Origin of the sequence: Microbacterium sufflavum, assembly GCF_023101165.1 — a bacterium.
GTDB lineage: Bacteria > Actinomycetota > Actinomycetes > Actinomycetales > Microbacteriaceae > Microbacterium > Microbacterium sufflavum.
Genome location: NZ_CP078076.1, coordinates 2,158,547 through 2,181,408 on the forward strand (window position 1 = coordinate 2,158,547; position 22,862 = coordinate 2,181,408).

At 71.3% G+C, this 22,862-nt stretch carries 19 protein-coding genes; 11 read left to right on the top strand and 8 right to left on the bottom strand.

The window, feature by feature from the left end; all coding sequences use genetic code 11:
- Positions 1–56: 56 nt before the first annotated feature.
- Positions 57–785, bottom strand: a complete 729-nt coding sequence (locus KV394_RS10525; RefSeq protein ID WP_136029061.1) for a FadR/GntR family transcriptional regulator — start codon at positions 783–785, stop codon at positions 57–59.
- A gap of 159 nt (positions 786–944) precedes the next feature.
- On the opposite strand from KV394_RS10525, the gene KV394_RS10530 reads away from it, so the two are divergent.
- From KV394_RS10530 to KV394_RS10560, 7 genes are all read left to right on the top strand, one after another.
- Positions 945–2,612, top strand: a complete 1,668-nt coding sequence (locus KV394_RS10530) for a thiamine pyrophosphate-dependent enzyme (RefSeq protein WP_247981404.1) — start codon at positions 945–947, stop codon at positions 2,610–2,612.
- A gap of 1 nt (position 2,613) precedes the next feature.
- A complete protein-coding gene (locus KV394_RS10535; RefSeq protein ID WP_247981405.1) occupies positions 2,614–4,053 on the top strand; it encodes an aldehyde dehydrogenase family protein in 1,440 nt (479 codons plus the stop codon).
- 104 nt (positions 4,054–4,157) lie between these two features.
- A complete protein-coding gene (locus tag KV394_RS10540; protein ID WP_136029067.1) occupies positions 4,158–5,726 on the top strand; it encodes an ABC transporter substrate-binding protein in 1,569 nt (522 codons plus the stop codon).
- Positions 5,727–5,733: 7 nt separating this feature from the next.
- Positions 5,734–6,747, top strand: coding sequence for an ABC transporter permease (locus tag KV394_RS10545; RefSeq protein ID WP_136044970.1), 1,014 nt, complete (start codon positions 5,734–5,736; stop codon positions 6,745–6,747).
- Entirely contained in the window at positions 6,747–8,693 is a 1,947-nt protein-coding gene (locus KV394_RS10550) for a dipeptide/oligopeptide/nickel ABC transporter permease/ATP-binding protein (protein ID WP_247981406.1), read from the top strand. Before KV394_RS10545 ends, KV394_RS10550 begins: the two co-directional genes overlap by 1 nt.
- Positions 8,693–9,496 carry an ABC transporter ATP-binding protein gene (locus KV394_RS10555; protein WP_247981407.1) on the top strand — a complete coding sequence of 268 codons (804 nt, stop codon included), beginning with the start codon at positions 8,693–8,695 and terminating at the stop codon, positions 9,494–9,496. The genes KV394_RS10550 and KV394_RS10555 overlap by 1 nt, the downstream gene beginning before the upstream one ends.
- A complete protein-coding gene (locus tag KV394_RS10560) occupies positions 9,496–10,701 on the top strand; it encodes a M20 metallopeptidase family protein (protein ID WP_247981408.1) in 1,206 nt (401 codons plus the stop codon). The genes KV394_RS10555 and KV394_RS10560 overlap by 1 nt, the downstream gene beginning before the upstream one ends.
- Positions 10,702–10,709: 8 nt before the next feature.
- Here KV394_RS10560 and KV394_RS10565 read toward each other — a convergent pair whose 3' ends face one another.
- The 3 genes from KV394_RS10565 to KV394_RS10575 are packed head-to-tail and all read right to left on the bottom strand — an operon-like array spanning position 10,710 to position 15,056.
- On the bottom strand, positions 10,710–12,101 hold the full coding sequence (locus KV394_RS10565) for a S10 family serine carboxypeptidase-like protein (RefSeq protein ID WP_247981409.1): 1,392 nt from the start codon (positions 12,099–12,101) through the stop codon (positions 10,710–10,712).
- Positions 12,101–13,567, bottom strand: coding sequence for a S10 family peptidase (locus KV394_RS10570; RefSeq protein ID WP_247981410.1), 1,467 nt, complete (start codon positions 13,565–13,567; stop codon positions 12,101–12,103). Before KV394_RS10570 ends, KV394_RS10565 begins: the two co-directional genes overlap by 1 nt.
- A gap of 46 nt (positions 13,568–13,613) precedes the next feature.
- Complete coding sequence (locus KV394_RS10575) at positions 13,614–15,056, bottom strand: XRE family transcriptional regulator (protein WP_136029081.1); 1,443 nt, start codon at positions 15,054–15,056, stop codon at positions 13,614–13,616.
- 110 nt (positions 15,057–15,166) lie between these two features.
- Here KV394_RS10575 and KV394_RS10580 point away from each other — a divergent pair, with 110 nt between their 5' ends.
- Positions 15,167–17,032, top strand: a complete 1,866-nt coding sequence (locus KV394_RS10580; protein ID WP_407665439.1) for a phosphoenolpyruvate carboxykinase (GTP) — start codon at positions 15,167–15,169, stop codon at positions 17,030–17,032.
- Between the two features lie 142 nt (positions 17,033–17,174).
- Here KV394_RS10580 and KV394_RS10585 read toward each other — a convergent pair whose 3' ends face one another.
- Both KV394_RS10585 and KV394_RS10590 read right to left on the bottom strand, forming a co-directional pair.
- Positions 17,175–19,067, bottom strand: coding sequence for an ABC transporter ATP-binding protein (locus KV394_RS10585; RefSeq protein WP_247981411.1), 1,893 nt, complete (start codon positions 19,065–19,067; stop codon positions 17,175–17,177).
- A 79-nt stretch (positions 19,068–19,146) separates the two neighbouring features.
- Positions 19,147–19,350, bottom strand: a complete 204-nt coding sequence (locus KV394_RS10590; protein WP_136044963.1) for an AsnC family protein — start codon at positions 19,348–19,350, stop codon at positions 19,147–19,149.
- Between the two features lie 101 nt (positions 19,351–19,451).
- Between KV394_RS10590 and KV394_RS10595 the strand changes: the two genes are divergently transcribed.
- Positions 19,452–19,649 carry a PIN domain-containing protein gene (locus tag KV394_RS10595; protein WP_247981412.1) on the top strand — a complete coding sequence of 66 codons (198 nt, stop codon included), beginning with the start codon at positions 19,452–19,454 and terminating at the stop codon, positions 19,647–19,649.
- A gap of 90 nt (positions 19,650–19,739) precedes the next feature.
- Here the strand turns inward: KV394_RS10595 and KV394_RS10600 are convergent, their stop codons facing one another.
- Positions 19,740–21,200 (bottom strand): MFS transporter, encoded by a 1,461-nt coding sequence (locus KV394_RS10600; protein WP_136029087.1) that lies wholly within the window; start codon positions 21,198–21,200, stop codon positions 19,740–19,742.
- 178 nt (positions 21,201–21,378) lie between these two features.
- Here KV394_RS10600 and KV394_RS10605 point away from each other — a divergent pair, with 178 nt between their 5' ends.
- Complete coding sequence (locus tag KV394_RS10605; RefSeq protein WP_247981413.1) at positions 21,379–21,876, top strand: metallophosphoesterase family protein; 498 nt, start codon at positions 21,379–21,381, stop codon at positions 21,874–21,876.
- On the top strand, positions 21,873–22,400 hold the full coding sequence (locus tag KV394_RS10610) for a GAF domain-containing protein (protein WP_247638531.1): 528 nt from the start codon (positions 21,873–21,875) through the stop codon (positions 22,398–22,400). Before KV394_RS10605 ends, KV394_RS10610 begins: the two co-directional genes overlap by 4 nt.
- A gap of 68 nt (positions 22,401–22,468) precedes the next feature.
- Here the strand turns inward: KV394_RS10610 and KV394_RS10615 are convergent, their stop codons facing one another.
- Complete coding sequence (locus tag KV394_RS10615) at positions 22,469–22,822, bottom strand: Fe-S protein (RefSeq protein WP_136029091.1); 354 nt, start codon at positions 22,820–22,822, stop codon at positions 22,469–22,471.
- Positions 22,823–22,862 lie beyond the last annotated feature (40 nt).

The window sequence follows — 22,862 nt, forward strand, 5'->3', positions numbered from 1 at the left end:
CGTCTCGTCGCCGGGATGCTGCCTGAGTGAGCGGAGCGAGACGAGGGGCGCGCGTGTCAGCGACCGAGCGTGCGGTGGTCCAGCACGGCCTTGCGGCCGACCTTCACATCGCCGGAGCGGATCGCGTCGATCAGGGCCTCGTGGATGCGCAGGCGCTCGTCGGTGTCCTGCCGGAAGCCCGGCACGGCCAGGGCGTCGTCGGTCGCGGCTCCCGCGGTCTCACCCTCGATGTAGTCGACGAGGTTGAGGTAGAACGTACGCAGCACGGCGTTGGGGGAGATCTCGGCGATCCGCCGGTGCAGCCGCCAGTTGCCGTGCAGGCCCTCGATGGGGTCGTGCCAGTGCTCGGTCAGCTCCGCCATCACGGCTTCGAGATCGGCGATGTCGGCGTCCGTGCGGTGCTGCACCGCGTCCTGCATGACGGCCTCGTCGAGCGCGTCCAGCACCTTGATCACGTCGTTCACCGGAGCGCCGGTCTGCCGCAGCCGCAGCACGCTGTGCGCGAGGCGGATCAGCGGGGACTGGTCGGCGACGAAGATGCCGCCACCGGGACCCGGGCGCAGATCGACCGAGCCGCGCGCCCGCAGCACCCGCAGCGCCTCGCCGAGCGTGGCCGGCGCCACACCGAACTGCTCGCACAGCTCCTGGCGGGTGCCGATGCGATGACCCGGCTCGAGACCCTCCGTCTTGATCATCGCCTCGACCTCGGTGACCACGCGGTCGGCGACGGACTGCGCGGGCGCGACGCGCTGGAACGTGCGCGCTTCTTCCTGGGTGCTGGCCACGGGGATCCTTCGGTCGGAGCGGGGCTGTGGAGCGGATCTCTCACATCCTAAGGAGCGCCTGCCGCGCCGGGGCGGTGGCGGCGGGCGATTCTCCTATTTGCAGTAATTGAATGTATCTAATACAGTCAATCACGCAATGCTGCTCACGAGAGGAAACAGATGACCGACCCCACCGGTGGCGATCTGCTCGCAGACTCCCTCATCAACCAGGGAGTCTCACGGATCTTCGGCATCCCGGGCGTCCAGCTCGATGCCGCCGCAGACGCCCTCCACGCCCGCACCGACCAGGTCGACTTCATCTGCGCGCGCAACGAGCAGGCCACGACCTACATGGCGGACGGCTACGCGCGGAGCACCGGCGACGTCGGTGTCGCGATGGTCGTGCCGGGCCCCGGCGTGCTCAACGCCCTCTCCGGCGTCGCGACCGGCTACTCGGCCAACTCGCCGATGCTCCTGATCGCGGGGCAGATCGACTCGCAGGCCATCGGCCGCGGACTCGGCGCCCTGCACGAGATCCCCGATCAGACGGGCATCCTGCAGCGCCTCACGAAATGGACGGGCACCGCCCGCTCCGCCGATGAGATCCCCGGGCTCGTGCGCGAGGCGTTCACGCAGCTGCGCAGCGGCCGCCCTCGCCCCGTCGCGCTCGAGGTGCCGCCGGACGTGCTGGCCGCCACCTCACGTGCCGTCGCGGCCGAGCGCGTCGCCGACGCACCCCTCGTGCCGGAGGAGCAGCAGATCCGCGATGCCGCCGCCCGCCTGCTCGCGGCCAAGCGCCCGATGATCGTGGTGGGCGGGGGAGTGCTCGCCGCGAACGCATCGGTCGCCCTCCAGGCACTCGCCGAGGCACTGGAGGCCCCCGTGCTCATGACCGAGAACGGCCGCGGTGCGCTCGACGCCCGCCACCGTCTGGCCTTCGACGCGCTCGCCCTCCGCGCGTTCCGGGAGGACGCCGACCTGGTGCTCGCCGTCGGCACGCGCTTCGTCTCGACGTTCGGCACCCAGGTCGACACGAACGGCGCCCCCGTGATCCTCGTGAACGCGGAGGCCGCCGACCTCGAGGGCCCGCGTGCCGCCGCGCAGACGCTGCACGCCGATGCCCGCCTCGCCCTCGCCGCCCTGGCCGCCGAGGTCGGCACCGCGGCGCGCGACTCGCGGGAGAGCGAGTTCGCCCGCGTGCGCACCTGGCTCGCCGCGCAGTTCGCCGACATCGCCCCGCAGCGCGAGTACCTGTCCGCGATCCGCGGCGCGCTCCCCGAGGGCGGCGTCTTCGTGAGCGAGTTCACGCAGGTGGGCTACGCCGCCAGCGCCTGCTATCCGGCGTACCAGCCGCGCACCTACATCGGCCCCGGTTACCAGGGCACGCTCGGCTACGGCTTCGCCACGGCCCTCGGCGTCAAGGCGGCCGACCCCGACCGCGCCGTCGTGTCGGTGAACGGCGACGGCGGCTTCTCCTGGACGCTGCAGGAGCTGTCCACGGCCAAGCGCTACGGTCTCGGCCTCGTGACGATCGTGTTCCACGACGGGTTCTACGGCAACGTGCGCCGCATCCAGAAGAACCGGTACGGGGCACGCTACTTCGCCAGCGACCTCACCAATCCGGACTACGGCACGCTCGCGGAGGCGTTCGGCATCCGCTCCGCACGGGCCACCACCCCGCAGGAGCTCTCGGGGGTGCTGGCCGACGCCGTGCCCGCGAACGAGCCGATCCTCATCAACGTGCCGGTCGGCGAGTTCCCGTCGCCGTGGCACCTGATCCACGAGGGTGTGCCGCGCCCGGCGCCGCTCGCCCCCGATGCGCATCTCGTGCGGCAGGCGGGGGTCTGACATGGTCATCGGGCACGACATCGCCGGCATCAGGGAGGATGCCGCAGGGCAGGCCTCGATCGATGTCGTCAGCCCGGCCGACGGCACCGTGATCGGTGCCGTCGTGGCTGGCGGCCCCGCCGATGTGGATCGTGCGGCGGCTGCGGCCGCGGGCGCGTTCGGCACCTGGTCGACGACGCCGATGTCGCAGCGGATCGCTCATGTCGAGGCGCTCGCCGAGGGGTTGGCGCGCCACCGTGAGCTGCTCGCTGCGACGTTGAGCGCGGAGATGGGGTCGCCGATCGCGTTCGCGCGCTCCGCCCAGGTGGGGGTCGCGATCGCCGACCTCGCCCGGCTGGTCGAGGCCGCCCGCGCGCACGTCGAGCGCGAGGCGGTCTCGAACTCCCTCGTGGTCGCGGAGCCGGTCGGTGTGGTCGCCGCGATCACGCCCTGGAACTTCCCCCTGCACCAGATCATGCTCAAGGTGGGCGCCGCGATCCTCGCCGGCTGCACCGTGGTGCTCAAGCCCAGCGAGGTCGCGCCGCTGAACGCCGCGATCGTGGGCGACATCCTCCGCGAGACCGGGCTGCCGGCCGGCGTCGTGAACATCGTGCACGGCGACGGCGCCGGTGTCGGCTCGCCGCTGGTGGCGCACCCCGGCGTCGACATGGTCACCTTCACGGGTTCGCGCCAGGTGGGGGAGCAGGTGGCGCGCGCCGCCGCCGCGACCATCAAGAAGGTCGCGCTGGAGCTCGGGGGCAAGTCGGCGGCGATCGTGCTCGACGACGCGCCGCTGGACGAGTCCGTGCGGGGGGTCCTCGCCTCGTGCTTCGCGAACGCCGGACAGACCTGCGCGGCGCAGACGCGCGTGCTGGTGCCGGAGGGCATGCGGGAGGCGTGGGAGCGCGCGGCCGTCGAGGCCGCGGCGGGCTGGGCGCCCGGCGACCCGCGCGCGGAGGGGACGGCCACCGGGCCGGTCGCCTCGGCGCTGCAGCGCGAGCGGGTGCGGTCGCACATCGAGACGGCGATCGCCGAGGGTGCGCGCGTGCTGACCGGCGGCCTCGATATCGTCGAACCGACGGCCGGCGGCGCCTACGTGCAGCCCACGATCTTCACCGATGTGACACCCGACATGAGGATCTTCCACGAGGAGGTCTTCGGTCCGGTGCTCACGATCACTCCGTACGCCACGGTCGATGAGGCTGTCGACCTGGCGAACGACAGCGTGTACGGCCTGTCGGGCGGCGTGTGGTCGAGCGACCCTCGACGCGCCCTCGAGGTCGCGCTGTGCATGCGCACCGGCACCGTCGGCATCAACGGCGCCGGGCTCGACGTGGGGGCTCCCTTCGGGGGGTACAAGCAGTCGGGCGTCGGCCGGGAGTGCGGCGTGCACGGGTTCGAGGAGTTCCTCGAGCTGAAGTCGGTGATGGGCGCCGCCGCCCTTCTCGACGACCACTCGTGACCGGTAACAAACCCGAAACACCGCCGACACGAGGCAATAAAGAGCAATTCATAATATTCAATGAGTTGGAACCCGCCCGAGGGTTCCGTGAAGAGAGGACACCCATGAGACGCAGCATCGTAGCCGCGGTCGTCGGCGTGACGGCACTCGCCCTGACCGGCTGCGCCGGCGGGGGAGACGGGTCAGGAGGCGGAGCGGTCGAGAAGGCCACCATCGCCATCGCCGCCGACCCGGGTTCGCTCAACCCGATCACGAACGCGACGCAGGCGGGGCAGGAGGTCTCGGCCTACCTGTACGAGACCCTCATGTCGTTCGCCCACGGCAAGGACGCCGAGGGCCTGCTCGCCGAGAGCTGGACGGAGTCGACGACCGAGGTGTCGTTCGTGCTGAAGGAGGGGATCGTCTGCACGGACGGCTCCGAGCTCACCGCCTCCGACGTCAAGGCCTCGTTCGACTACGCCGCAGACCCCGAGACGGCATCGCCCTACTCCGGTGTCTACTTCCCCGCCGAGGGCCTGACCGTCGAGGCCGACGACGCCTCGCGCACCGTCACGTTCACCAGCGCGCAGCCGCAGAGCTTCCTGCTCAGCAACATCGGCCAGATGCCGGTCGTGTGCGCGGCCGGCATCGAGGACCCCGCGTCGCTCGACTCCACCCCCGTCGGCACCGGCATCTACACGCTCGAGGACTCCTCGCCCGGGCAGACCTACACGCTCGCCCTGCGCGACGACTACACGTGGGGTCCCGGCGACGTCACGAGCGACACCGAGGGGCTGCCGAAGACCGTCGAGCTGGAGGTCGTCGACACCGAGCCCACGCGCGCGAACATGCTCCTGTCTTCCGAGATCAACGTCGCCGAGGTCGGCGGCACAGATCGCGACCGGCTGGAGAGCGGCGATCTGTTCACGATCGACGTGCCCGCCCGTCCCGGCCTGATGTTCTTCAACCAGTCGGAGGGACGCCCGACCAACGACCTGCTGGTGCGGGAGGGCATCGCCGGCGGCATCGACCGCGACGAGGTCGCCTCGGTCTCCACCGGTGGTCGCGGCGAGCTGATGACCTCGCTCGTCTCCTCGTTCACCGCGGTGTGCGTCGGGGCGGATGCCACCACGTCGCTCATCGGCTTCGACGCCGACGCGGCGGCCGCATCGCTCGACGAGGCCGGCTGGACCGTGGGCGCCGACGGCGTGCGGGAGAAGGACGGCGCGAAGCTGGAGCTCACCTTCGTCTACCCGTCCACCGAGGCGCAGTCGGTCGTGGCCGGCATCGAGCTCATCCAGCAGCAGCTGGGCGAGATCGGCGTCGAGGTCACTCCGGCACCGTCGTCGTCGTACACCGACGTCATCTTCCAGGGCGGCGACTGGGACCTCATCTGGGCCCCGATCTCCACCACGCTGCCCTCCACCTGGGCCGGCATCCTCTCGGGTCCGTTCCCCCCGGACGGCGGCAACTGGACGTACAACACCAACCAGGAGTTCTTCGACCTGACGGCCGAGGCGCAGCAGCTGGCGGGCGAGGACAGCTGCGACGCGTGGACCGCCGCGCAGGCCTCGGCGATCGGTAACCTCGAGGTGATGCCGTTCGCGGAGTCCACGAGCACGCTGTACGGAGCGGGCGTGGAGTTCGAGGTCACCACCAACGGACTGCTGATCCCGACGAGCCTCCGAGGCTAGGAGCCGCATGCTGGACCACGCGTCCGCCAGGACGGATACCGTGGCGGTGTTTCTTCGGAAGCGCCGCCACGGCAACCCCTGGCTGAGATTCCTCCTCCGCCGCGCGCTGCGCATGCTGGTGGCGATGTTCGTGATCATCGCGGTCGCGTTCTTCGTGCTCAGGGCATCCGGCGGCGACCCCGTGCGCGCCGCACTCGGCGCGACGGCCGACGAGGCCGTGGTCCAGGCCCGGCGCGATCAGCTGGGTCTCAACGACCCGCTGATCGTGCAGTTCTGGAACTATCTCACCGGCATCCTCCAGGGTGATCTGGGCTCGTCCCTCATCACCGGACGGTCGGTGTCGGAGCTCGTGCAGAACCGTCTCCCGGCCACCCTGGAGCTCGCCGGCATCTCGTTCGTGATCGTGCTGCTGGTGGCCGTGCCCGTGGGCCTCGGCATCGCGATCCTCACGCAGGGCAACCGACGCCGCGGCGTCGAGGTGACGTTCACCGGCATCACCGGCGTGATCGCCGCGATCCCGGAGTACCTCCTGGGCGTGGCACTGGTCGTGATCTTCGCGGTGGGGCTGCACTGGTTCCCCGTGGCCGGACGCTCGGGCCCCGCGTCGTACGTGCTGCCGGTGCTGGCCATGACGGTCGCCTCGTGGGCGTCGCTGTCGCGCATCGCCCGCGTCGAGGCGCTGAACACGCTGTCCGACGACTACGTGCGCACAGCCCGCTCCAAGCGCATCCCCGCGTCGTGGGTGTACTTCCGCCACGCGCTGCCCAACATGCTCACCGCCACGCTGACGATCGGCGGCACGCTGCTGTCGACCATGGTCGCCTCCAGCGTGCTCGTGGAGAAGGTGTTCAACTGGCCGGGTCTGGGCTCGGCGTTCGTCGACGCCATCGCCACGAAGGACTACGGCATCGTGCAGGGTCTCGCGCTCGTGTACGCGGCCATCATCCTCGTCATCACCCTCGCGGTCGACATCGTGCTGTCGCTCCTCGACCGGCGCACCACCCTCCTGGAGACGACCTGATGCGCTCGATCCTCACCTTCCTGCGCAACCCGCTCGGCGCGATCAGCACCGTCATGGTGCTCGTGCTGGTGTTCCTCGCGCTGTTCGCCCCGGAGATCTGGGGCGCGCAGGCGAACCAGACCGACACGTCGGCGCTGCTGCAGGGACCCAGCGCCGCGCACCCGCTCGGTACCGACGGCCTCGGGCGCGACCTCCTGCTCCGCACGCTCGTCGCCGCACGGCTGTCGCTGGGGATGGCGCTGATCGCCACCGTCATCGGCCTCGTCTTCGGTCTGCTGCTCGGTGCCCTCCCGTCGGTGCTCGGACCGCGGGTGCAGCGCCTGTTCAGCTCCGTCATCAGCACATGGCTGGCGTTCCCGGTGCTGCTGGTGGCGATGCTGACCGTGATCCTGCTCGGGCCCAGCTCGTCGTCCGCCGTGATCGCGCTCGGCCTCACGATGGTGCCGTCGTTCGCCCGCCTCGCCCAGACGCTGTCGTCGCGCGTCGGCGGATCGGAGTACCTGGCGGCGGCGCGCATGATGGGCGTCTCGCGCGGACGGCAGTTCACGCGCTACGTGCTGCCGAACATCGCCGAACCCATCATCGTCAACGTCACCCTGTCGATCGGCGGCGGCCTGCTCGCGCTCTCCAGCCTCAGCTTCCTCGGCGTCGGGGTGCAGCCGCCGGACTACGACTGGGGCCGCATGCTCAGCGAGGCGTTCGACCAGGTGTACACCAACCCGACCGCGGTGGTCGGCCCCGGAGTCGCCGTCGTGTTCGCCGGCGTGGCGTTCGGCACGCTGGGCGAGTCGCTCGCCGCGCACCTGCGCAGCCACGGCAAGGGCAGCGTGCTCTCCCGGCGCAAGCTGGGCTCCGCGCCGCGCGTCGAGGCCCGCGAGCGGGTGGCCGACGACGACGCGCTGCTCGTGGTCGACGGCCTGTCGGTCTCGTTCCCCTCGCCGTCCGGCTGGGTGCGTCCCGTGCAGGACGTCTCGTTCTCGGTCGCACCGGGGGAGATCGTCGGCGTCGTCGGCGAGTCCGGCAGCGGCAAGTCGGTGGCGCTGATGGCGGTCGCCCAGCTGTCCGCCGCGGGCGCCGCCGTGACCGCGCAGGAGCTGCGCTTCGATGGCGACGACGTGCTCGACCTGCCGCCCGCCGTGATGAAGAAGCGGCTCGGCACGAAGATCGGCGTCGTGTTCCAGGATTCGCTCACGGCGCTCAACCCGGCGCTGCGCGTGGGCACGCAGCTCGCCGAGATCCCGCGTTTCCACGCCAGGGATGCCCGCGGCGCCGCACATCAGAAGGCCGTCGCCGCGCTGAAGGACGTCGCGATCGACGAGCCGGAGCGGCGCTCCCGGCAGTTCCCGCACGAGTACTCGGGCGGCATGCGGCAGCGCGCGCTCATCGCGATGTCGCAGATCGGCAAGCCGCGACTCATCATCGCCGACGAGCCCACCACGGCCCTCGACGTCACGGTGCAGCAGCGTGTGCTCGCGCTGCTCCGCCGCGAGTGCGAGCAGACCGGGGCGGCCGCGATCGTGGTGTCGCACGACATCGCCGTGCTCGCCGAGCTGTGCCAGCGCATCCTGGTGATGTACGCGGGACGCATCGTGGAGGACGTGGACGTGCGCCTGCTCGCGACGCCCGAGAAGCTCGCGCACCCCTACACGCGTGCGCTCGCCGAGTCGCTGCCCGACCTCGACACCGATCGCACCCAGCCGCTCGCGACGATCCCCGGCGAGCCGCCGGACCTCTCGCTGCCGCTCGTGGGCTGCGGGTTCGCTCCGCGCTGCCCGTTCGCGACCGAGCAGTGCCGCGCGGTCACCCCGGAGCCGGTGGCCCACGGTCACGGCGGTCGCGTGGCCTGCTGGCACCCGCAGGACGGCGTGCCGATCGAGGGCATCCTCGGGGAGCCGGTCGTGCTCACCGGGTCGCAGACCACGCAGACCACGCAGGAGGTGCGCTGATGGCCGAGCTCGTCGTCGACGATCTGGTGGTGACCTTCGGGCACGGCGACTCGTCGTTCAACGCCGTGGACGGCGTGTCGCTCACGGTGCCGCACGGCAGCATCGTCGGACTGGTCGGGGAGTCCGGCTCGGGCAAGTCCACCATCGCGCGCGTGATCGCCGGTCTCCAGCCGGCCACGGCCGGACGCCTGCTGCTCGACGGCGAGGAGCTGCGACCGGCGACCGGGCGGCAGCGCCTCGCGCGCGCCCGCGACGTGCAGATGATCTTCCAGGACCCGTACTCCTCGCTGAATCCGCGCATGACCGTCGGCGACACGCTCGACGAGGCGCTCGCGCTGCACGGCAGCGGCAACGCCAAGGCGCGCGCCGACGGCGTGAAGGAGCTGTTGCGGCTGGTGCGCCTGAAGCCGGGCACGGTCGACCAGTATCCGTCTCAGCTGTCCGGCGGCATGCGGCAGCGCGTCGCGATCGCCCGCTGTCTGGCCGTGAAGCCGCGGCTCATCATCGCCGACGAGATCACGTCGGCGCTCGATGCGTCGGTGCAGGGCGCCGTGCTGAACCTGGTGCGCGATCTGCAGCGCGAGCTGGAGCTGTCGGTGCTGTTCATCACCCACAACCTCGCCGCCGTGCGGTACATCGCCGACACCACGGCCGTGATGCGCAAGGGGCGGATCGTCGAGCACGGCGACGCGGACGAGATCGTGTCGAATCCGCAGCACGCCTACACGCAGTCCCTCGTCGCCGCGATCCCGCGCATCCAGAACGCCGGCACCGACCACCTCCTGCACGCGATCGGACACTGATGCCCCTGCTCCACCCCACCACCGGTCTGCGCGACGACGCCCGCGATCTGCTCCCCGGTCTGGTCGGCCTGCGCCGCGCGATCCACGCCGATCCGGAGCTCGGGCTCGAACTGCCGCGCACGCAGCGGCGGATCCTCGATGCGCTCGAGCCGCTGGGCGTCGAGGTGACCCTCGGCGCGGGACTGAGCTCGATCGCCGCCGTCATCCGCGGCGCGCATCCCGGCCCGACCGTGCTGCTGCGCGCCGACATGGACGCACTGCCGCTCACCGAGGAGACCGGTCTCGACTATGCCGCCACCGGGGAGCGCATGCACGCGTGCGGACACGACCTGCACGTGGCGGGCCTCGTCGGCGCGGCGCAGCTGCTCGCCGCCCGTCGCGACGAACTGCACGGCGACGTGCTCCTGATGTTCCAGCCGGGCGAGGAGCTCGGCGACGGTGCCACCCGCATGCTGGCCGAGGGACTGCTCGACGTCACCGGCTCGCGGCCGGTGGCCGCGTTCGGCATCCACGTGGTCCCCGGTGAGTTCGGGGTGTTCTCCACGCGACCCGGTGCGCTGATGGCGGGCGCGATCGAGGTGGAGGTCACGATCACCGGGTCCGGGGGACACGCGTCGGCCCCGCACCTCACGCGGGACCCTGTGCCGGTGGCCGCGGAGCTCGTGACGGCGCTGCAGGCGTTCGTCACGCGGCGCTTCGACGTGTTCGACCCGGTGGTGCTGAGCGTCACACAGCTGCACGCCGGCGGACCCGCCCGCAACATCATCTCCGACACGGCGTCGCTCGTGGCGTCGGTGCGCGTGCTCTCGCACGAGAACAGCGCCCGCGTGCAGACCGAGATCCCCGCCCTGGTGCAGGAGATCGCGGCGGCGCACGACTGCACGGTCGAGGTCGACGTCACCATCCTGTGCGCGCCCACCGTGAACGACCCGCAGGCCGTCGCGCACGTGCGCAGCACCCTGAGCGGCCTGTTCGGCGAGGAGCGGGTGTGGGAGACCGCACACCCCGTGATGGGGTCGGAGGACTTCTCGTTCGTGCTGGAGCAGGTGCCGGGCGCGTTCCTGTTCCTGCGCGCCACCCCCGACGAGGTCGACCTGGAGACGGCGTCCCCGAACCACTCGCCGACCGTCGTGTTCGACGACGCGGTGCTCGCGGATCAGGCCGCGGCGCTCGCCGCCCTCGCGCTCGGCCGCCTCAGCGCCTGAGCCCTGCCTCAGGCCGTCAGGAACGCGCGGAGGTCGGCGTTCAGCTGCGCCGCGACCGCCGGGTCGCTGTACATCATGTGCCCGGCCCGGTACCAGTGCGAGGTGGTGCGTTCGCGGGGCAGGCCGAAGTGCCGCAGCAGGTGGTCGGCGGCCCCCACGGTGGTCAGCGCGTCGTACACGCCCGTGCCGAGGAAGAGCCGCGCGTGCGGGTTCTGCTTCATCCACCGAGAGAGCCGCGCCGGGTAGGGGTAGGTGTGGAACGGCGACGGTCGGCCGTAGGTGGGGAACGCGGCGCCGCCCTGCTCCTGCCAGTCCCAGTCACGGCCGGCCTCCGTGTCGACGACCCGGTACGGTCGCGCGGAGTCGTCGCCGAACACGTCGAGCCGCAGACGCGACAGCCCGGTGACGTAGCGCGGGGAGAGCGCGGTGTCGGCGGGGTCGTGGCCGAGCTCGCCGACACGGCGGTCGGCGGCGGGGGCACGGTAGCGACTGTCCGTGACGCCCAGCACCTGGCCCTCGAGCAGCCGTTCGCGGAAGTCGGTCTTGCTGATCCACAGTCGGTCGCGCACGAGCTCGTCGGCGGGGAGGCCGATCATGGCGGACAGCCGCGCGGCGACCGCGTCCCGGTCGCCCGCCGGCAGCTCGTCGCCCTGCAGCATGGCCGCGGCCAGGTCGCCGCGCGCGAAGTCGAGGGCGTCCGCGATGGCGCCCTCGACCGTGGCGTGCCCGCGCGACCCCGTGCCGTGGTACCAGGCGGTGGCGGCCTTGTAGGGCAGGTTGGCGAGGGCTCCGACGATGCTCCCCGGCCGGTCCTGCGTCTCCTGGATGTTCACCGCCTGACCGAGCAGCGCGATCCCGGCCAGGGGCGCCGTGTCCATGCTGTGCGGGTTCGTCGCCAGGAACGCCGCGCGCAGCGTGCCGTAGCTCTCGCCGAGGAAGTACGTGGGCGCGTCCCAGCGGCCGTGCCGGTCGCGCCAGTCGCCGATCGCGACGGCGACCGCGTCGGCGTCGCCCTCCACGGTGCGGAAGAGCGAGCGGTCGGCGTCGTCCGCGAACGTGCCGAAGCCGGTGCCCGGTGCGTCGAAGAACACGAGGTCGGCGACGTCGAGGATGCTCGACGGGCTCTCCTCGATGCCGTACGGCGGCTGTCCGGCGTCGCCCGGGTGCACCGGGACGCGCGCCCGCCACGGTCCGATGCCGCTCAGGTGCAGGTAGATCGACGAGACGCCGGGCCCGCCGTTGGTGAGGAACAGCACCGGCCGGCCGGGTGCGTCGACCGTATAGCTGAACGCCGACAGCGTGCCCTGCGGCGTGCCGTCGGAGCGCCGCAGCGGCAGCTCCTCCACCCGCGCGACGTACTCCCGCTCTCCGAGTCGGCCCGTCGTCTCGCGTGCGCTCATCAGCGCGCGGTGGCGTCGCGGTAGAAGTCGTCGAGGTCGCTCTTCATGCGCACGACGGCATCTTCGTCCACGAACGTCATGTGGCCGGACTCGTAGAACGTGAAGCGGATGTTGTCGCGCAGCGCGGGGGCGAGGTACAGGTGCGCCACGTCGACCTCCGGCCCGAAGAACGGGGTCGCGAGGTCGTAGTACCCGCCCATCACGAACACGCGGAGGTTCGGGTTGCGCCGCACCGCCGCCGACAGGTCGAGCGACACGTCGGGCACGAGCTGGGGTGCGTCGACGCCCGGCGCCTTGTGCTTCCAGTCCCAGGCCCGCGAGATGGGCATGTTGTGCAGGTGCCGGTAGTGCAGGTCGCTGGTGTAGCCGATGTCGTCGACGAGGTGCGCGCGGTAGGTCGACAGGTGCGCGCTGTTCACCCCGGCGGTGGCGGCGTCGTCGGTGGCGGGGTCGTGCGAGCCGCCGCCCACCACGTACTGGTGCTCGGCGGTGAAGCGGGTGTCGAAGCGGCCGATCACGCGACCCTCGTCGGCGAGCAGCGCGTAGCGGTACTGCTCCATGCCGATGCGGAAGTGGTGCTTCTTCAGGTAGTCGGCATCGAGACCGACGAGGGCGCTCATGCGCGCGGCGACCTCGTCTTCGACCTCGGACGGGATCAGGTCGCCCTGCAGCAGGGCGGCCGCGAAGGGTCCCTGCGCGAAGGCCCTGGCCTCCACCAGGAACGGCTCCAGCTCGGTGTGCTCGGCGCGCGCCCTGCCGTGATACCAGACGGTCGCGGCGAACGAGGGCAGCAGGTTGATGTACTCGCGCGGACCCCCGAGGTTGCTCTCGCCCCAGTTCAGCACGGTGGACAGCAGCACGACGCCGTTGAAGTCGAGGCCCTGGTTCTGCAGGCGGTGCACGAGGGACGCGGCGCGCGTGGTGCCGTACGACTCGCCGAACAGGAACCGCGGGGCGTTCCAGTTGTTCGTCACGGTGAGCCACCGGGTGATCGCCTTCGCGAACGCGTCGACGTCCTGGTCGACGCCCCATACCTGCGCGGGCGCGGTGTCGCCCAGCAGTCGCGAGTAGCCGGTGCCGGGGGCGTCGATGAAGACGAGGTCGGACTCGGTGAGCAGCGTGTGCGGGTTGTCGCCCCACGCGTAGGGAGCGGGTGGGGTCGCCTTCGGCGTGTTGGTGGGGGTGCGCTTGACGCCGAAGCCGCCGATGTTGAGCCACAGGCTGGCGGAGCCGGGTCCGCCGTTGAACAGGAAGGTCACCGGTCGCGGCGCAGCGCCCTCCTCGCGGTCGGCCACGTAGGACGTGTAGAAGACGCTGGCGAGCGGGGTGTGCTCGTCGTCGCGCACGATCACGGTGCCGGCGCCCGCCGTGTAGTCGAGCGTGCGTCCACCCGCCGTGATGCGGTGGCGGCGCGAGGTGAACGTCTCGGTCGCTGCGGTGTCGGCGGCGGGGGTCTGCTCGGTCACGGGGCTCCCTGGGAGGCTGGCAATGAGTGAATTGAATATATCTTAATCACTCGCTCGCGTGCCGCGCGAGGAAGTCGTACACCTCGTTGTCGTCAACGCCGGGGAAGGCGCCGCGGGGGAGCGGCGAGAACATGTGCGTGTGCACGCGAGCGCTCGGCCACGCCCGCCCCTGCCAGCGCTCGGTCAGCTCGGTCGAGGGGCGCCGGCAGCACGCCTCGTCGGGGCACGTCGACACGGCGCGGTCGCTCGTCTCCCTGCCCCGCCACCAGCGGGCGTCGTCGAACGGCACGCCGACCGTGACGGAGAACTCGCCGTCGGTGGAGGAGCCGGTCTGGGTGGAGCACCAGAACGTCCCGGACGGGGTGTCGGTGTACTGGTGGTGCTCGACCGTGCGGTTCTGCTGCGTGAAGGCGGAGCGCGCCTGGAACTTGCGGCACACGCGCTGGCCCTCGACGGCGCCGGTGACGTCCATCGGCAGCGGCAGCCCGTCGTTCTCGTAGACGCGGGTGATGGCTCCGGTCGAGTCGACGCGCAGGAAGTGCAGCGACATGCCCAGGTGCTGCGTCATCAGGTTGGTCATCCGCATGCCGGCGGCCTCGTGCGTGACGCCGAAGCCGTCGCGGAAGTCCTCGACGGCGAGGTTGCGGTCCTTCTTCGCCTGCTGCAGGAAAGCGACGGCGGCGGTCTCGGGCATCAGGCAGCAGGCGGCGAAGTAGTTGATCTCCAGGCGCTGCTGCAGGAAGTCGGCGTAGTCGGTGGGCGGGGTGTGCCCGAGCAGGCGGTGGGCCATGGCCTGCAGTGCCATCGAGCGCAGGCCGTGTCCGCCGGGGATGGAGGCGGGCGGCAGATAGATGCGGCCGTTCTCGAGGTCGGTGACCGAGCGGGTGGAGTGCGGCAGGTCGTTGACGTAGATGAGCTCGAAGCCGAGCTTCTCCGCCATGATGCTCACGGTGCGGTGGGTGAGGGCCCCCTGCGTGTGCCCGGCCGCCTTGAGCTGCTTCTCGGCGAGCTTCTCGATCTCGGGCAGGTAGTTGTTCTGTGCGCGCATCCGCAGCCGCAGCTCGGTGTTCGCACGCCTGGCCTCCTCGGGGGTCGCGATCGCCTCGCGCTCCCTCCGCTGCAGCTCGTTGTGCAGCCCGAGGATCGACTCGATGGTCTCGTCGCTCATGCCCTTCGTGACGCGCACGGGCGCGACGCCGAGCTGGCGGAACACCGGGCTCTCCTGCGCGCGCTCCAGCTCGATCTCGAGCGCCGCACGGCGGTTGGGCGGCTCGCCGGAGATGAGGTCGGTGACCTCGGTGCCCGTGGCGTGCGCGATCGCCTGGAGCAGGGAGAGCTTGGGTTCGCGCTTGCCGTTCTCGATGAGGCTGAGCTGCGAGCCGGCGACCCCGACGACGGCGCCGAGCTCGTCGAGCGTGTACCCCTTCTGCAGGCGGTGGTGGCGGATGCGGTGACCGAGCGTCGTGAGGTGGAGTCCGGAGGGCGGCATGGTTTTGAGTGTAGCGAAAGAACATCGATTCTTTCGGCCCGATTTGTCCGAAAGTCGGTGTGGAGGCGGAAGAAGATAGGTGCAACGCCCCACACTTCTAAGGAGCAGTCATGGCCATGGCCGAAGTCATCACCCCCCGCACGTCTCCCGTCGCGACGATGCGCACGTTCGGCACGGCCCCCTCCTCCGACACCCCCGCGATGGCCGAGCTGCTCGCGTGGGTCGAGGAGATCCGGGCGCTCACCCAGCCCGACGCCGTGCACTGGGTCGACGGCTCCCGCGCCGAGAACGACTGGCTGCTGCGCGGGCTGGTCGACGAGGGCAAGCTCATCAAGCTCAACCCGGAGTGGCGTCCCGGCTCGTACCTCGCCCGCTCGCACCCGAGTGACGTCGCCCGCACCGAGGGGCGCACCTTCATCGCCTCGGAGCGCGAGGAGGACGCCGGTCCCACCAACAACTGGGCGGACCCCGCCGAGATGCGCGCCACCATGACCGAGATCTTCGCGGGTTCGATGCGCGGTCGCACGATGTACGTCGTCCCGTTCTCGATGGGTCGCGTCGGCGGACCGCTCTCGCACATCGGCGTGCAGATCACCGACAGCGCCTACGCGGTCGCCTCGATCGGCATCATGACCCGGGTGGGCGACGCCGTCACCCGCCAGATCGCGGACGGGGCGCCGTGGGTCAAGACCGTCCACTCGGTGGGCGCTCCGCTGGCCGCGGGCGAGCCCGACATCGAGTGGCCGTGCAACGACGAGAAGTACATCGTGCACTTCCCCGAGACGCTCGAGGTCTACTCGTACGGCTCCGGCTACGGCGGCAACGCGATCCTCGCGAAGAAGTGCTTCGCGCTGCGCATCGCCTCGGTGATCGCCCGCGACGAGGGCTGGCTCGCCGAGCACATGCTGCTCATCCGCGTGATCGATCCGCAGGGCACGGCCTACCACGTCGCTGCCGCGTTCCCCTCGGCGTGCGGCAAGACGAACCTCGCGATGCTGCGTCCGACGATCCCGGGATGGCGGGTCGAGACGCTCGGCGACGACATCGCCTGGATCCGTCCGGGCGAGGACGGGCGTCTGTGGGCCATCAACCCCGAGGCCGGCTTCTTCGGTGTCGCGCCGGGCACGGGCGAGTCCACCAACGTCACGGCCGTCGAGACGCTGTGGGGCAACACGATCTTCACGAACGTCGCGCTCCGGCCCGACGGCGACGTGTGGTGGGAGGGGCTGACCGACGAGGCGCCCGCGCACCTGATCGACTGGGAGGGCAACGACTGGACGCCCGACTCGGGTCGTCCGGCGGCGCACCCCAACTCGCGCTTCACGGTGTCGGCGGCGCAGTGCCCGCAGATCTCGGAGGACTGGGAGGAGGCCGTGCCGCTCGACGTGATCCTGTTCGGCGGGCGTCGCGCGAGCAACGTCCCGCTCGTGGTGGAGGCCACCGACTGGACGCACGGCGTGTTCCTCGGCTCGAACATCTCGTCCGAGCGCACCGCGGCGGCCGAGGGCACCGTGGGCGAGCTGCGCCGCGACCCGTTCGCGATGCTGCCGTTCTGCGGCTACAACATGGCCGACTACTTCGGGCACTGGCTGAAGGTGGGCCGCGGCCTGCGCTTCGACCGGGCACCGCGCATCTTCCAGGTCAACTGGTTCCGCCGCGGGGCCGACGGGCGCTTCCTGTGGCCCGGCTTCGGCGACAACTCCCGCGTGGTCGACTGGATCATCCGCCGCATCTCGGGCGCCGTGCCCGCCGTGGACAGCCCCATCGGACGGCTGCCGCGTGCGGAGGACCTCAACCTCGACGGGCTCGACCTGCCGGCGGAAGACCTGGAGGAGCTCTTCTCGGTCGACCCGGAGGCATGGAAGGTCGAGGCCGACCTGACCGAGGAGTTCTACGACACCTTCGGCGACCGCGTGCCCGCGGCGCTGCGCACCGAGCTGGCCTCGCTGCGCTACCGGCTCGCGAAGGCGTCGTAGCCCCCAGACCGGTGCCGGTTCGGGGGAGCCGGCACCTTCGGGCCCCCGTGGCCCCCAGACCCGCGAAGGCGGGGCGTCGGAGACGAACCCATGGCTGAGTGGTCTCCGGCACCCCGCCTTCGCGTTGCCCGTGCGAGTGCGGTCAGGCGAGGAGCTGGTGACGCGCGAGGTCGCGGTACAGCGGCGTCGACTCGACCAGCTCCGCGTGGGTGCCCTGGCCGACGACCGTGCCGTCCTGCAACACGACGATGAGGTCGCTGTCGACGACCGTCGACAGCCGGTGGGCGATCACGACGAGGGTGCGGTCGGTGGACGCCGCCTCGATGGCCTCGCGCATGCGCTGCTCGTTCACGCCGTCGAGCGACGACGTGGACTCGTCCAGCAGCAGGATCGGGGCGTCCGTGAGCAGGGCGCGCGCGATGGCGAGGCGCTGACGCTCGCCGCCCGACAGCATCACGCCGTCCTCGCCGACCGGGGCGTCCACGCCGAGGGGGCTGCGTTCGAGCACGTCGCCGAGGTTCACGGCGCGCAGCACCCGCTCGCAGTCGGCGTCGCTGGCGTCGGGCGACGCGAGGCGCAGATTCTCGGCGAGGGTGCCGGCGAGGGTCGGGGCGTCCTGCTCGACGTAGCCGAACTGCGCGCGCAGCTCCTCCCGCGGGTACGTGCGGGCGTCGTGGCCGTGTACGCGGATGGCGCCGCCCGTGGGGTCGTAGAAGCGCTCGATGAGCGACAGGATCGTGCTCTTGCCCGCGCCGCTCGGACCGACCAGCGCCACCCGGGCGCCGCGCGGCACCGCGAACGACACGCCGCGCAGCACCTCGTGATCGGCGGCCTCGGCGTCGGCGGGCACCGGCGCGGCGGAGTCGAGGTGAGCGTCGGCGAGCAGATCCTTGGCCGCCTTCGCCGCGGCCTGTCGTGCGGCCACGACGTTCGGGGGGTAGCGGAAGCGCACATCGCGGAACTCGATCGCGGGCGCCGTGGGGTCGTCGGCCTCGCGGGGGATCGAGGCGGCGGTGGCGGCGTCGTCCTGCGACTCGGTGGGCAGGTCGAGCACCTCCTGGATGCGGCCGAGCGCGCCGAGGGCCTGGTTCACCGAGGTGATCGCCCCGAACGTGGTGGCGAGCGGCATCACGAGCAGGAACAGGAACATGATGAACGCGATCAGCGAGGCGATCGTGATGGCGCCGGCGGCCACACGGAACCCGCCCACGCCCAGCACCACCAGGAGTGACAGCTGCAGGGCGATGCCCGAGACCGGCACCACGAGAGACGAGATCTTGGCGATGCGCACACCGATGCCGTAGGCCTCGGCGGCCCGGTCGGAGACGGCTGCGGTCTCGCGCTCGGTCGCCCCCGAGGCGCGGATGGTGCGGATCGAGCCCACGGCACGCTCGACGCCGGAGGCGAGTTCGCCCACCTTCTCCTGCTGGGCGGTCGACGCGGTGCGGATGCGGCCGCTGAGCGACACCACGACCACGACCGAGACGCCGATCACGACCACGATGAGCAGCAGCAGCACCGGATCGATCAGCAGCATCGCGACCAGGGCGCCCACGAACAGCACCGCGCTGCCGACCGCATCGGCGAGACCCTGCGTGAGCACGGCGTACAGCAGGGTGGTGTCGGTGCCGACGCGCGAGACGAGGTCGCCGGTGCGGCGGGCGTCGAACTCCGCGGTGGGCAGGTGCAGGATGCGCGCGATGAGCTTGCGCCGGCTGGAGTAGACCACGGCCGTTCCGGTGCGCTGCAGCAGGTAGTGCTGGAAGCCGGAGATGATCGACGACACGATCACGAAGCCGACCAGCAGCCACACCAGGACCCCGATCGTGCCGTCGGTCTGCACGGCCTCGATGACCTGGCCGACCAGCACCGGCTGCACGAGCGAGGTCGCCGCGCCGATGACGCTGAGGATCGCGACGACGATGAGGGTGCGCTTGTGCTCGAACAGGAAGGGAAGGAGCTGACGGAAGGTGGCGCGAGGGCCGTCGGGCTGTGCGCCCCGGCGGCGTCGGCGTGCTGTCGCCGTGGTGGACATGCGGGACCTCGATCTGGAGAGGGGGGTACTTCGACCGTACTCGGGGGCCGGTCGCTTCCTATGCGGCTGCTGTATGCACTCAGTGGCGCCCGAAGCGGCGATGCGCGGCCTGCTTGGTCACGCCCAGGGCGCTGGCGATCGCCTGCCACGAGTAGCCGTCGTTGCGCGCGCGGCGCACCTGCGCCTCCTCGGCGCGAGCGATCTCGATGCGGAGCCCGGCCAGGCGGTGCAGCTCGGCGAGCGGCTCGCCGCCCTCGGCCTGGGCGATCGTGGTCGTGTTCATCGGACACCTCCTGCGTCAATGATCATTGACGCGCGCCACCGTTGTCAATCTCTGTTGACGCACGGTGTCCACAGATCGCGAACACTGCGCATGCGCACCACATGCGATCACGGGGGCATGGGCAGATCACCCGCCACCCGCTGCGCCGCCTGATCCCGCGCATCTGGACGCTGCGCGAGGAGATCTCCGCATACGACGCCGGCTCCGTCGCGCCGGCGGAGGCGCTCGGCGTCCCGCTGCTCACGCTCGACCGCCGGCTGGCGAAGACCGCGGCGCGGTACTGCGACGTCGTCCTCTGAGCCGTCCCGTGCGCGGACGGCGGCCCGGAGACGCGGGAACGGCCGCACCTCGCGGGGAGGGCGGCCGTTCCGGGGTGCGTCGTCGGGCGCTCAGAGCTCGGCGGAGGCCGCCAGCCCCAGGTCGTCCTCGTAGTCGTGGTCCTTCGTCTCCGGCGTGAAGATCAGCGCCACGAAGGTGAGCACGGCCATCGAGGAGAGGTACACGCCGACCAGCCACGGCTCGCCGCCGACCGCCGCCCACAGTGCCACGGCGATGAACGGGGCCACGGCCGCGCCGAGGATCGACGACACGTTGTAGGCGATCGCGGAGCCGGAGTAGCGCACGTTCGTCGGGAACAGCTCGGGCAGCAGCGCGCCCATCGGGCCGAACGTCGTGCCCATGAGCATGAACCCGAACACCAGGAACGCCTGCGTGAGCGCGCCCGTGAACTTCGGGTCGGCCTGGGGCAGCAGGAAGAGGTTGAACGACAGGCCGAACACCACGATGAGGCCCGTGACCCACAGCAGCAGCTTGCGGCGGCCGATGGCGTCGGCGATCGGACCCGACAGCAGCGTGAAGATGCCGAAGAACACCACGCCGATGATCTGCATCAGCACGAAGTCGGTGTAGCCGAAGCCGAGCCCCGGGTAGAACTGGGCCGCGAACGCCGTGGGGTCGAAGTCCTTGCCGGTCGCCTCCGCGGCGGCGCGGGCGGCGGCCGACGCGGTCTCCACGTCGGCGGCCTTGGTGCCGTACGTCAGGGTGAAGTTCGTCATCAGGTAGAACAGCACGTAGGTCGCCAGCATGATGAACGTGCCGAGGATCAGCTGCTTCCAGTGGTGGCGGAAGACGGTGGCCAGCGGCAGCTTGCGGATGGCGCCGGTCTTCTCCGCCTTCTTGAACGTGTCCGACTCGACCAGGCGCAGGCGCACCCACAGGCCGATGATGACCATGACGGCCGAGAACAGGAACGGCACCCGCCAGCCCCACGACAGGAACGCCTCCGACTTCAGCGCCGGGTCCTCGGGGTGGGGCAGGGCGAAGTTGATGGCGAGGAAGATGCCGTTCGCGATGATGAACCCGAGGGGCGCACCCAGCTGCGGGAACGACCCGTACCAGGCGCGCTTGCCCTTCGGGGCGTTCTCGGTCGCGACCAGCGCCGCGCCCGACCACTCGCCGCCGAGCGCGAAGCCCTGGGCGAGGCGCAGCACGAGCAGCAGCAGCGGCGCGACCCAGCTGATCTGCTGGAACGTGGGCAGCAGGCCGATCACGAAGGTCGCGATGCCCATCGTGAGCAGGGACGCGACGAGCGTCGCCTTGCGGCCGAACTTGTCGCCGAAGTGGCCGAACACGACTGCGCCGATCGGGCGGGCGACCATCGCGGCGCCGAACACGGCGAACGACGACAGCAGCGAGGCGGTGTCGTTGGTGCTGGGGAAGAAGAGCGTCGGGAACACCAGGACCGCTGCCGTCGCGTAGACGTAGAAGTCGTAGAACTCGATGGTGGTGCCGACGAGGCTCGCGGTGATGACGCGCGAGCGGGGATTCGCGGGGGCGGGGGCGCTGCTCATGGGGTCTCTTTCTCGGATGTCGCCGCTGGTATACCAGGACCCGGGCGAGTCTACGCCTTCCTGGGAGTTGCCTGAACGCGGATGACGCTGCCCGGTCCCGGCGGCGCGCCACCCCCGTAGAGTCGGAGCACACGACACGGAACGCACGACGCGGAGCACACGACGCGGGGGAGCCGATATGACGACTCGGATGCTGCTGCTGGCCGACACGCACGTGCCGAAGCGCGCCAAGCGACTGCCCGACGCCGTGCTGCGCGCCGTCGACGAGGCCGACGTGGTGGTGCACGCGGGCGACTGGGTCGACGAGGCCACGCTCGATCTCCTCGCCGAGCGCGCCGCGGTGCTGCACGCCGTGTTCGGCAACAACGACGGCCCCGGTCTGCGCGGCCGGCTGCCCGAGGTCGCCCGGTTCCGGGTGGAGGACACGTCCGTCGCGGTGATCCACGAGACCGGGGGCGCGACGGGGCGGGAGCGACGCATGGACGCGGCGTTCCCCGACGACGACCTCCTGGTGTTCGGGCACTCGCACATCCCGTGGGACACGGTGACCCCGCGCGGCCTGCGTCTGCTGAACGCGGGGTCGCCGACCGACCGCCGCCGTCAGCCCGTGTGCACCCTGATGACGGTCGTGATCGACGGCGCCGACATCGACGCGACCCTCGTGCCGCTCTCGTGAAAGAGCCTCCCGCCGCCTCCGGCCCCGAGGTCGTCGCGGAGCCGCTGGCCTACCGCGCACCGATGCGCTCGCGCGACGACGCGGTGCCCGACGGTGCCGGAGCCGAGCGCGGTCTCACGCGCGGCCTGGTGGGGATGGGAGGACGGCTGGAGCGGGTGCCCTCGTCGCCGGCCGAGGCGCTGTCGGCGGTGGACGCCCGCTGGGGCGAGCGCGCCGCCCGACGCCTCGAGCGCTTCGTGGCGCTGCCGGAGGGCACCTTCGTCTGGACCCGTGACGGAGACGGCCTGCTCTGGCTCGGGCGGCTCGACGGCCCGTGGTGGTACGACGGTTCGGCGGAGGCCGCGGCGGTCGACCTCGTGCACGTGCGGTCGTGCGTGTGGCTTCCGGCCCCCGTGGACCCCGCCGTGGCTCCCGCCGCCGTCACCGCGACGTTCGCGCGCGGCGGTCGCAACGGTCAGCGCATCGGGACGCCGGGAGCGGGTGCGGCGACCGCAGCGGTGTGGGAGCGCATCGTCGGCGGATGATCCCCGCGGTCGCTCAGACCGCGGAGGTGTCGGGGGTCAGCGCCGGTGGGTCAGCGCCAGATGACGGGTCAGCGCCAGATTACGGCCATGCCGGCGTTGGCCAGCGCGAGGATGCCGATGAGCCAGAACACGGCGGAGGGCACCGCCTCGCCGCGCTTCTGCCGCGCGGAGCCGATGCCCAGGAGCGCACCGATCACGAGGAGCACCACGAGCTTCACGCCGATCTTGACGTAGTTCAGGTCGTACTCGATGCCCCACGGAGCGGCCAGCGCCAGTCCGGCGACACCGGCGATCAGCAGGCCGTAGTCCATCAGCCGGGTGATCTGCCGCTTGCCGCCGAACGCCTGGGCCGCCCAGGCGCCGAACAGCACCGCGAAGCCGATGAGGTGGACGAACACGACGATGTGGCGCAGGATCTCCATGCCCTCACCGTACGTGAGGGGGGTACTGCGCCGCTAGCAA

Bases quoted from the DNA above. Each gene is read 5' to 3' on its own strand.
- KV394_RS10530 (WP_247981404.1), top strand. From the start codon at position 945: ATGACCGACCCCACCGGTGGCGATCTGCTCGCAGACTCCCTCATCAAC.
- KV394_RS10535 (WP_247981405.1), top strand. From the start codon at position 2,614: ATGGTCATCGGGCACGACATCGCCGGCATCAGGGAGGATGCCGCAGGG.
- KV394_RS10540 (WP_136029067.1), top strand. From the start codon at position 4,158: ATGAGACGCAGCATCGTAGCCGCGGTCGTCGGCGTGACGGCACTCGCC.
- KV394_RS10545 (WP_136044970.1), top strand. From the start codon at position 5,734: ATGCTGGACCACGCGTCCGCCAGGACGGATACCGTGGCGGTGTTTCTT.
- KV394_RS10550 (WP_247981406.1), top strand. From the start codon at position 6,747: ATGCGCTCGATCCTCACCTTCCTGCGCAACCCGCTCGGCGCGATCAGC.
- KV394_RS10555 (WP_247981407.1), top strand. From the start codon at position 8,693: ATGGCCGAGCTCGTCGTCGACGATCTGGTGGTGACCTTCGGGCACGGC.
- KV394_RS10560 (WP_247981408.1), top strand. From the start codon at position 9,496: ATGCCCCTGCTCCACCCCACCACCGGTCTGCGCGACGACGCCCGCGAT.
- KV394_RS10565 (WP_247981409.1), bottom strand. From the start codon at position 12,101: ATGAGCGCACGCGAGACGACGGGCCGACTCGGAGAGCGGGAGTACGTC.
- KV394_RS10575 (WP_136029081.1), bottom strand. From the start codon at position 15,056: ATGCCGCCCTCCGGACTCCACCTCACGACGCTCGGTCACCGCATCCGC.
- KV394_RS10580 (WP_407665439.1), top strand. From the start codon at position 15,167: ATGGCCATGGCCGAAGTCATCACCCCCCGCACGTCTCCCGTCGCGACG.
- KV394_RS10585 (WP_247981411.1), bottom strand. From the start codon at position 19,067: ATGTCCACCACGGCGACAGCACGCCGACGCCGCCGGGGCGCACAGCCC.
- KV394_RS10590 (WP_136044963.1), bottom strand. From the start codon at position 19,350: ATGAACACGACCACGATCGCCCAGGCCGAGGGCGGCGAGCCGCTCGCC.
- KV394_RS10595 (WP_247981412.1), top strand. From the start codon at position 19,452: ATGCGATCACGGGGGCATGGGCAGATCACCCGCCACCCGCTGCGCCGC.
- KV394_RS10600 (WP_136029087.1), bottom strand. From the start codon at position 21,200: ATGAGCAGCGCCCCCGCCCCCGCGAATCCCCGCTCGCGCGTCATCACC.
- KV394_RS10605 (WP_247981413.1), top strand. From the start codon at position 21,379: ATGACGACTCGGATGCTGCTGCTGGCCGACACGCACGTGCCGAAGCGC.
- KV394_RS10615 (WP_136029091.1), bottom strand. From the start codon at position 22,822: ATGGAGATCCTGCGCCACATCGTCGTGTTCGTCCACCTCATCGGCTTC.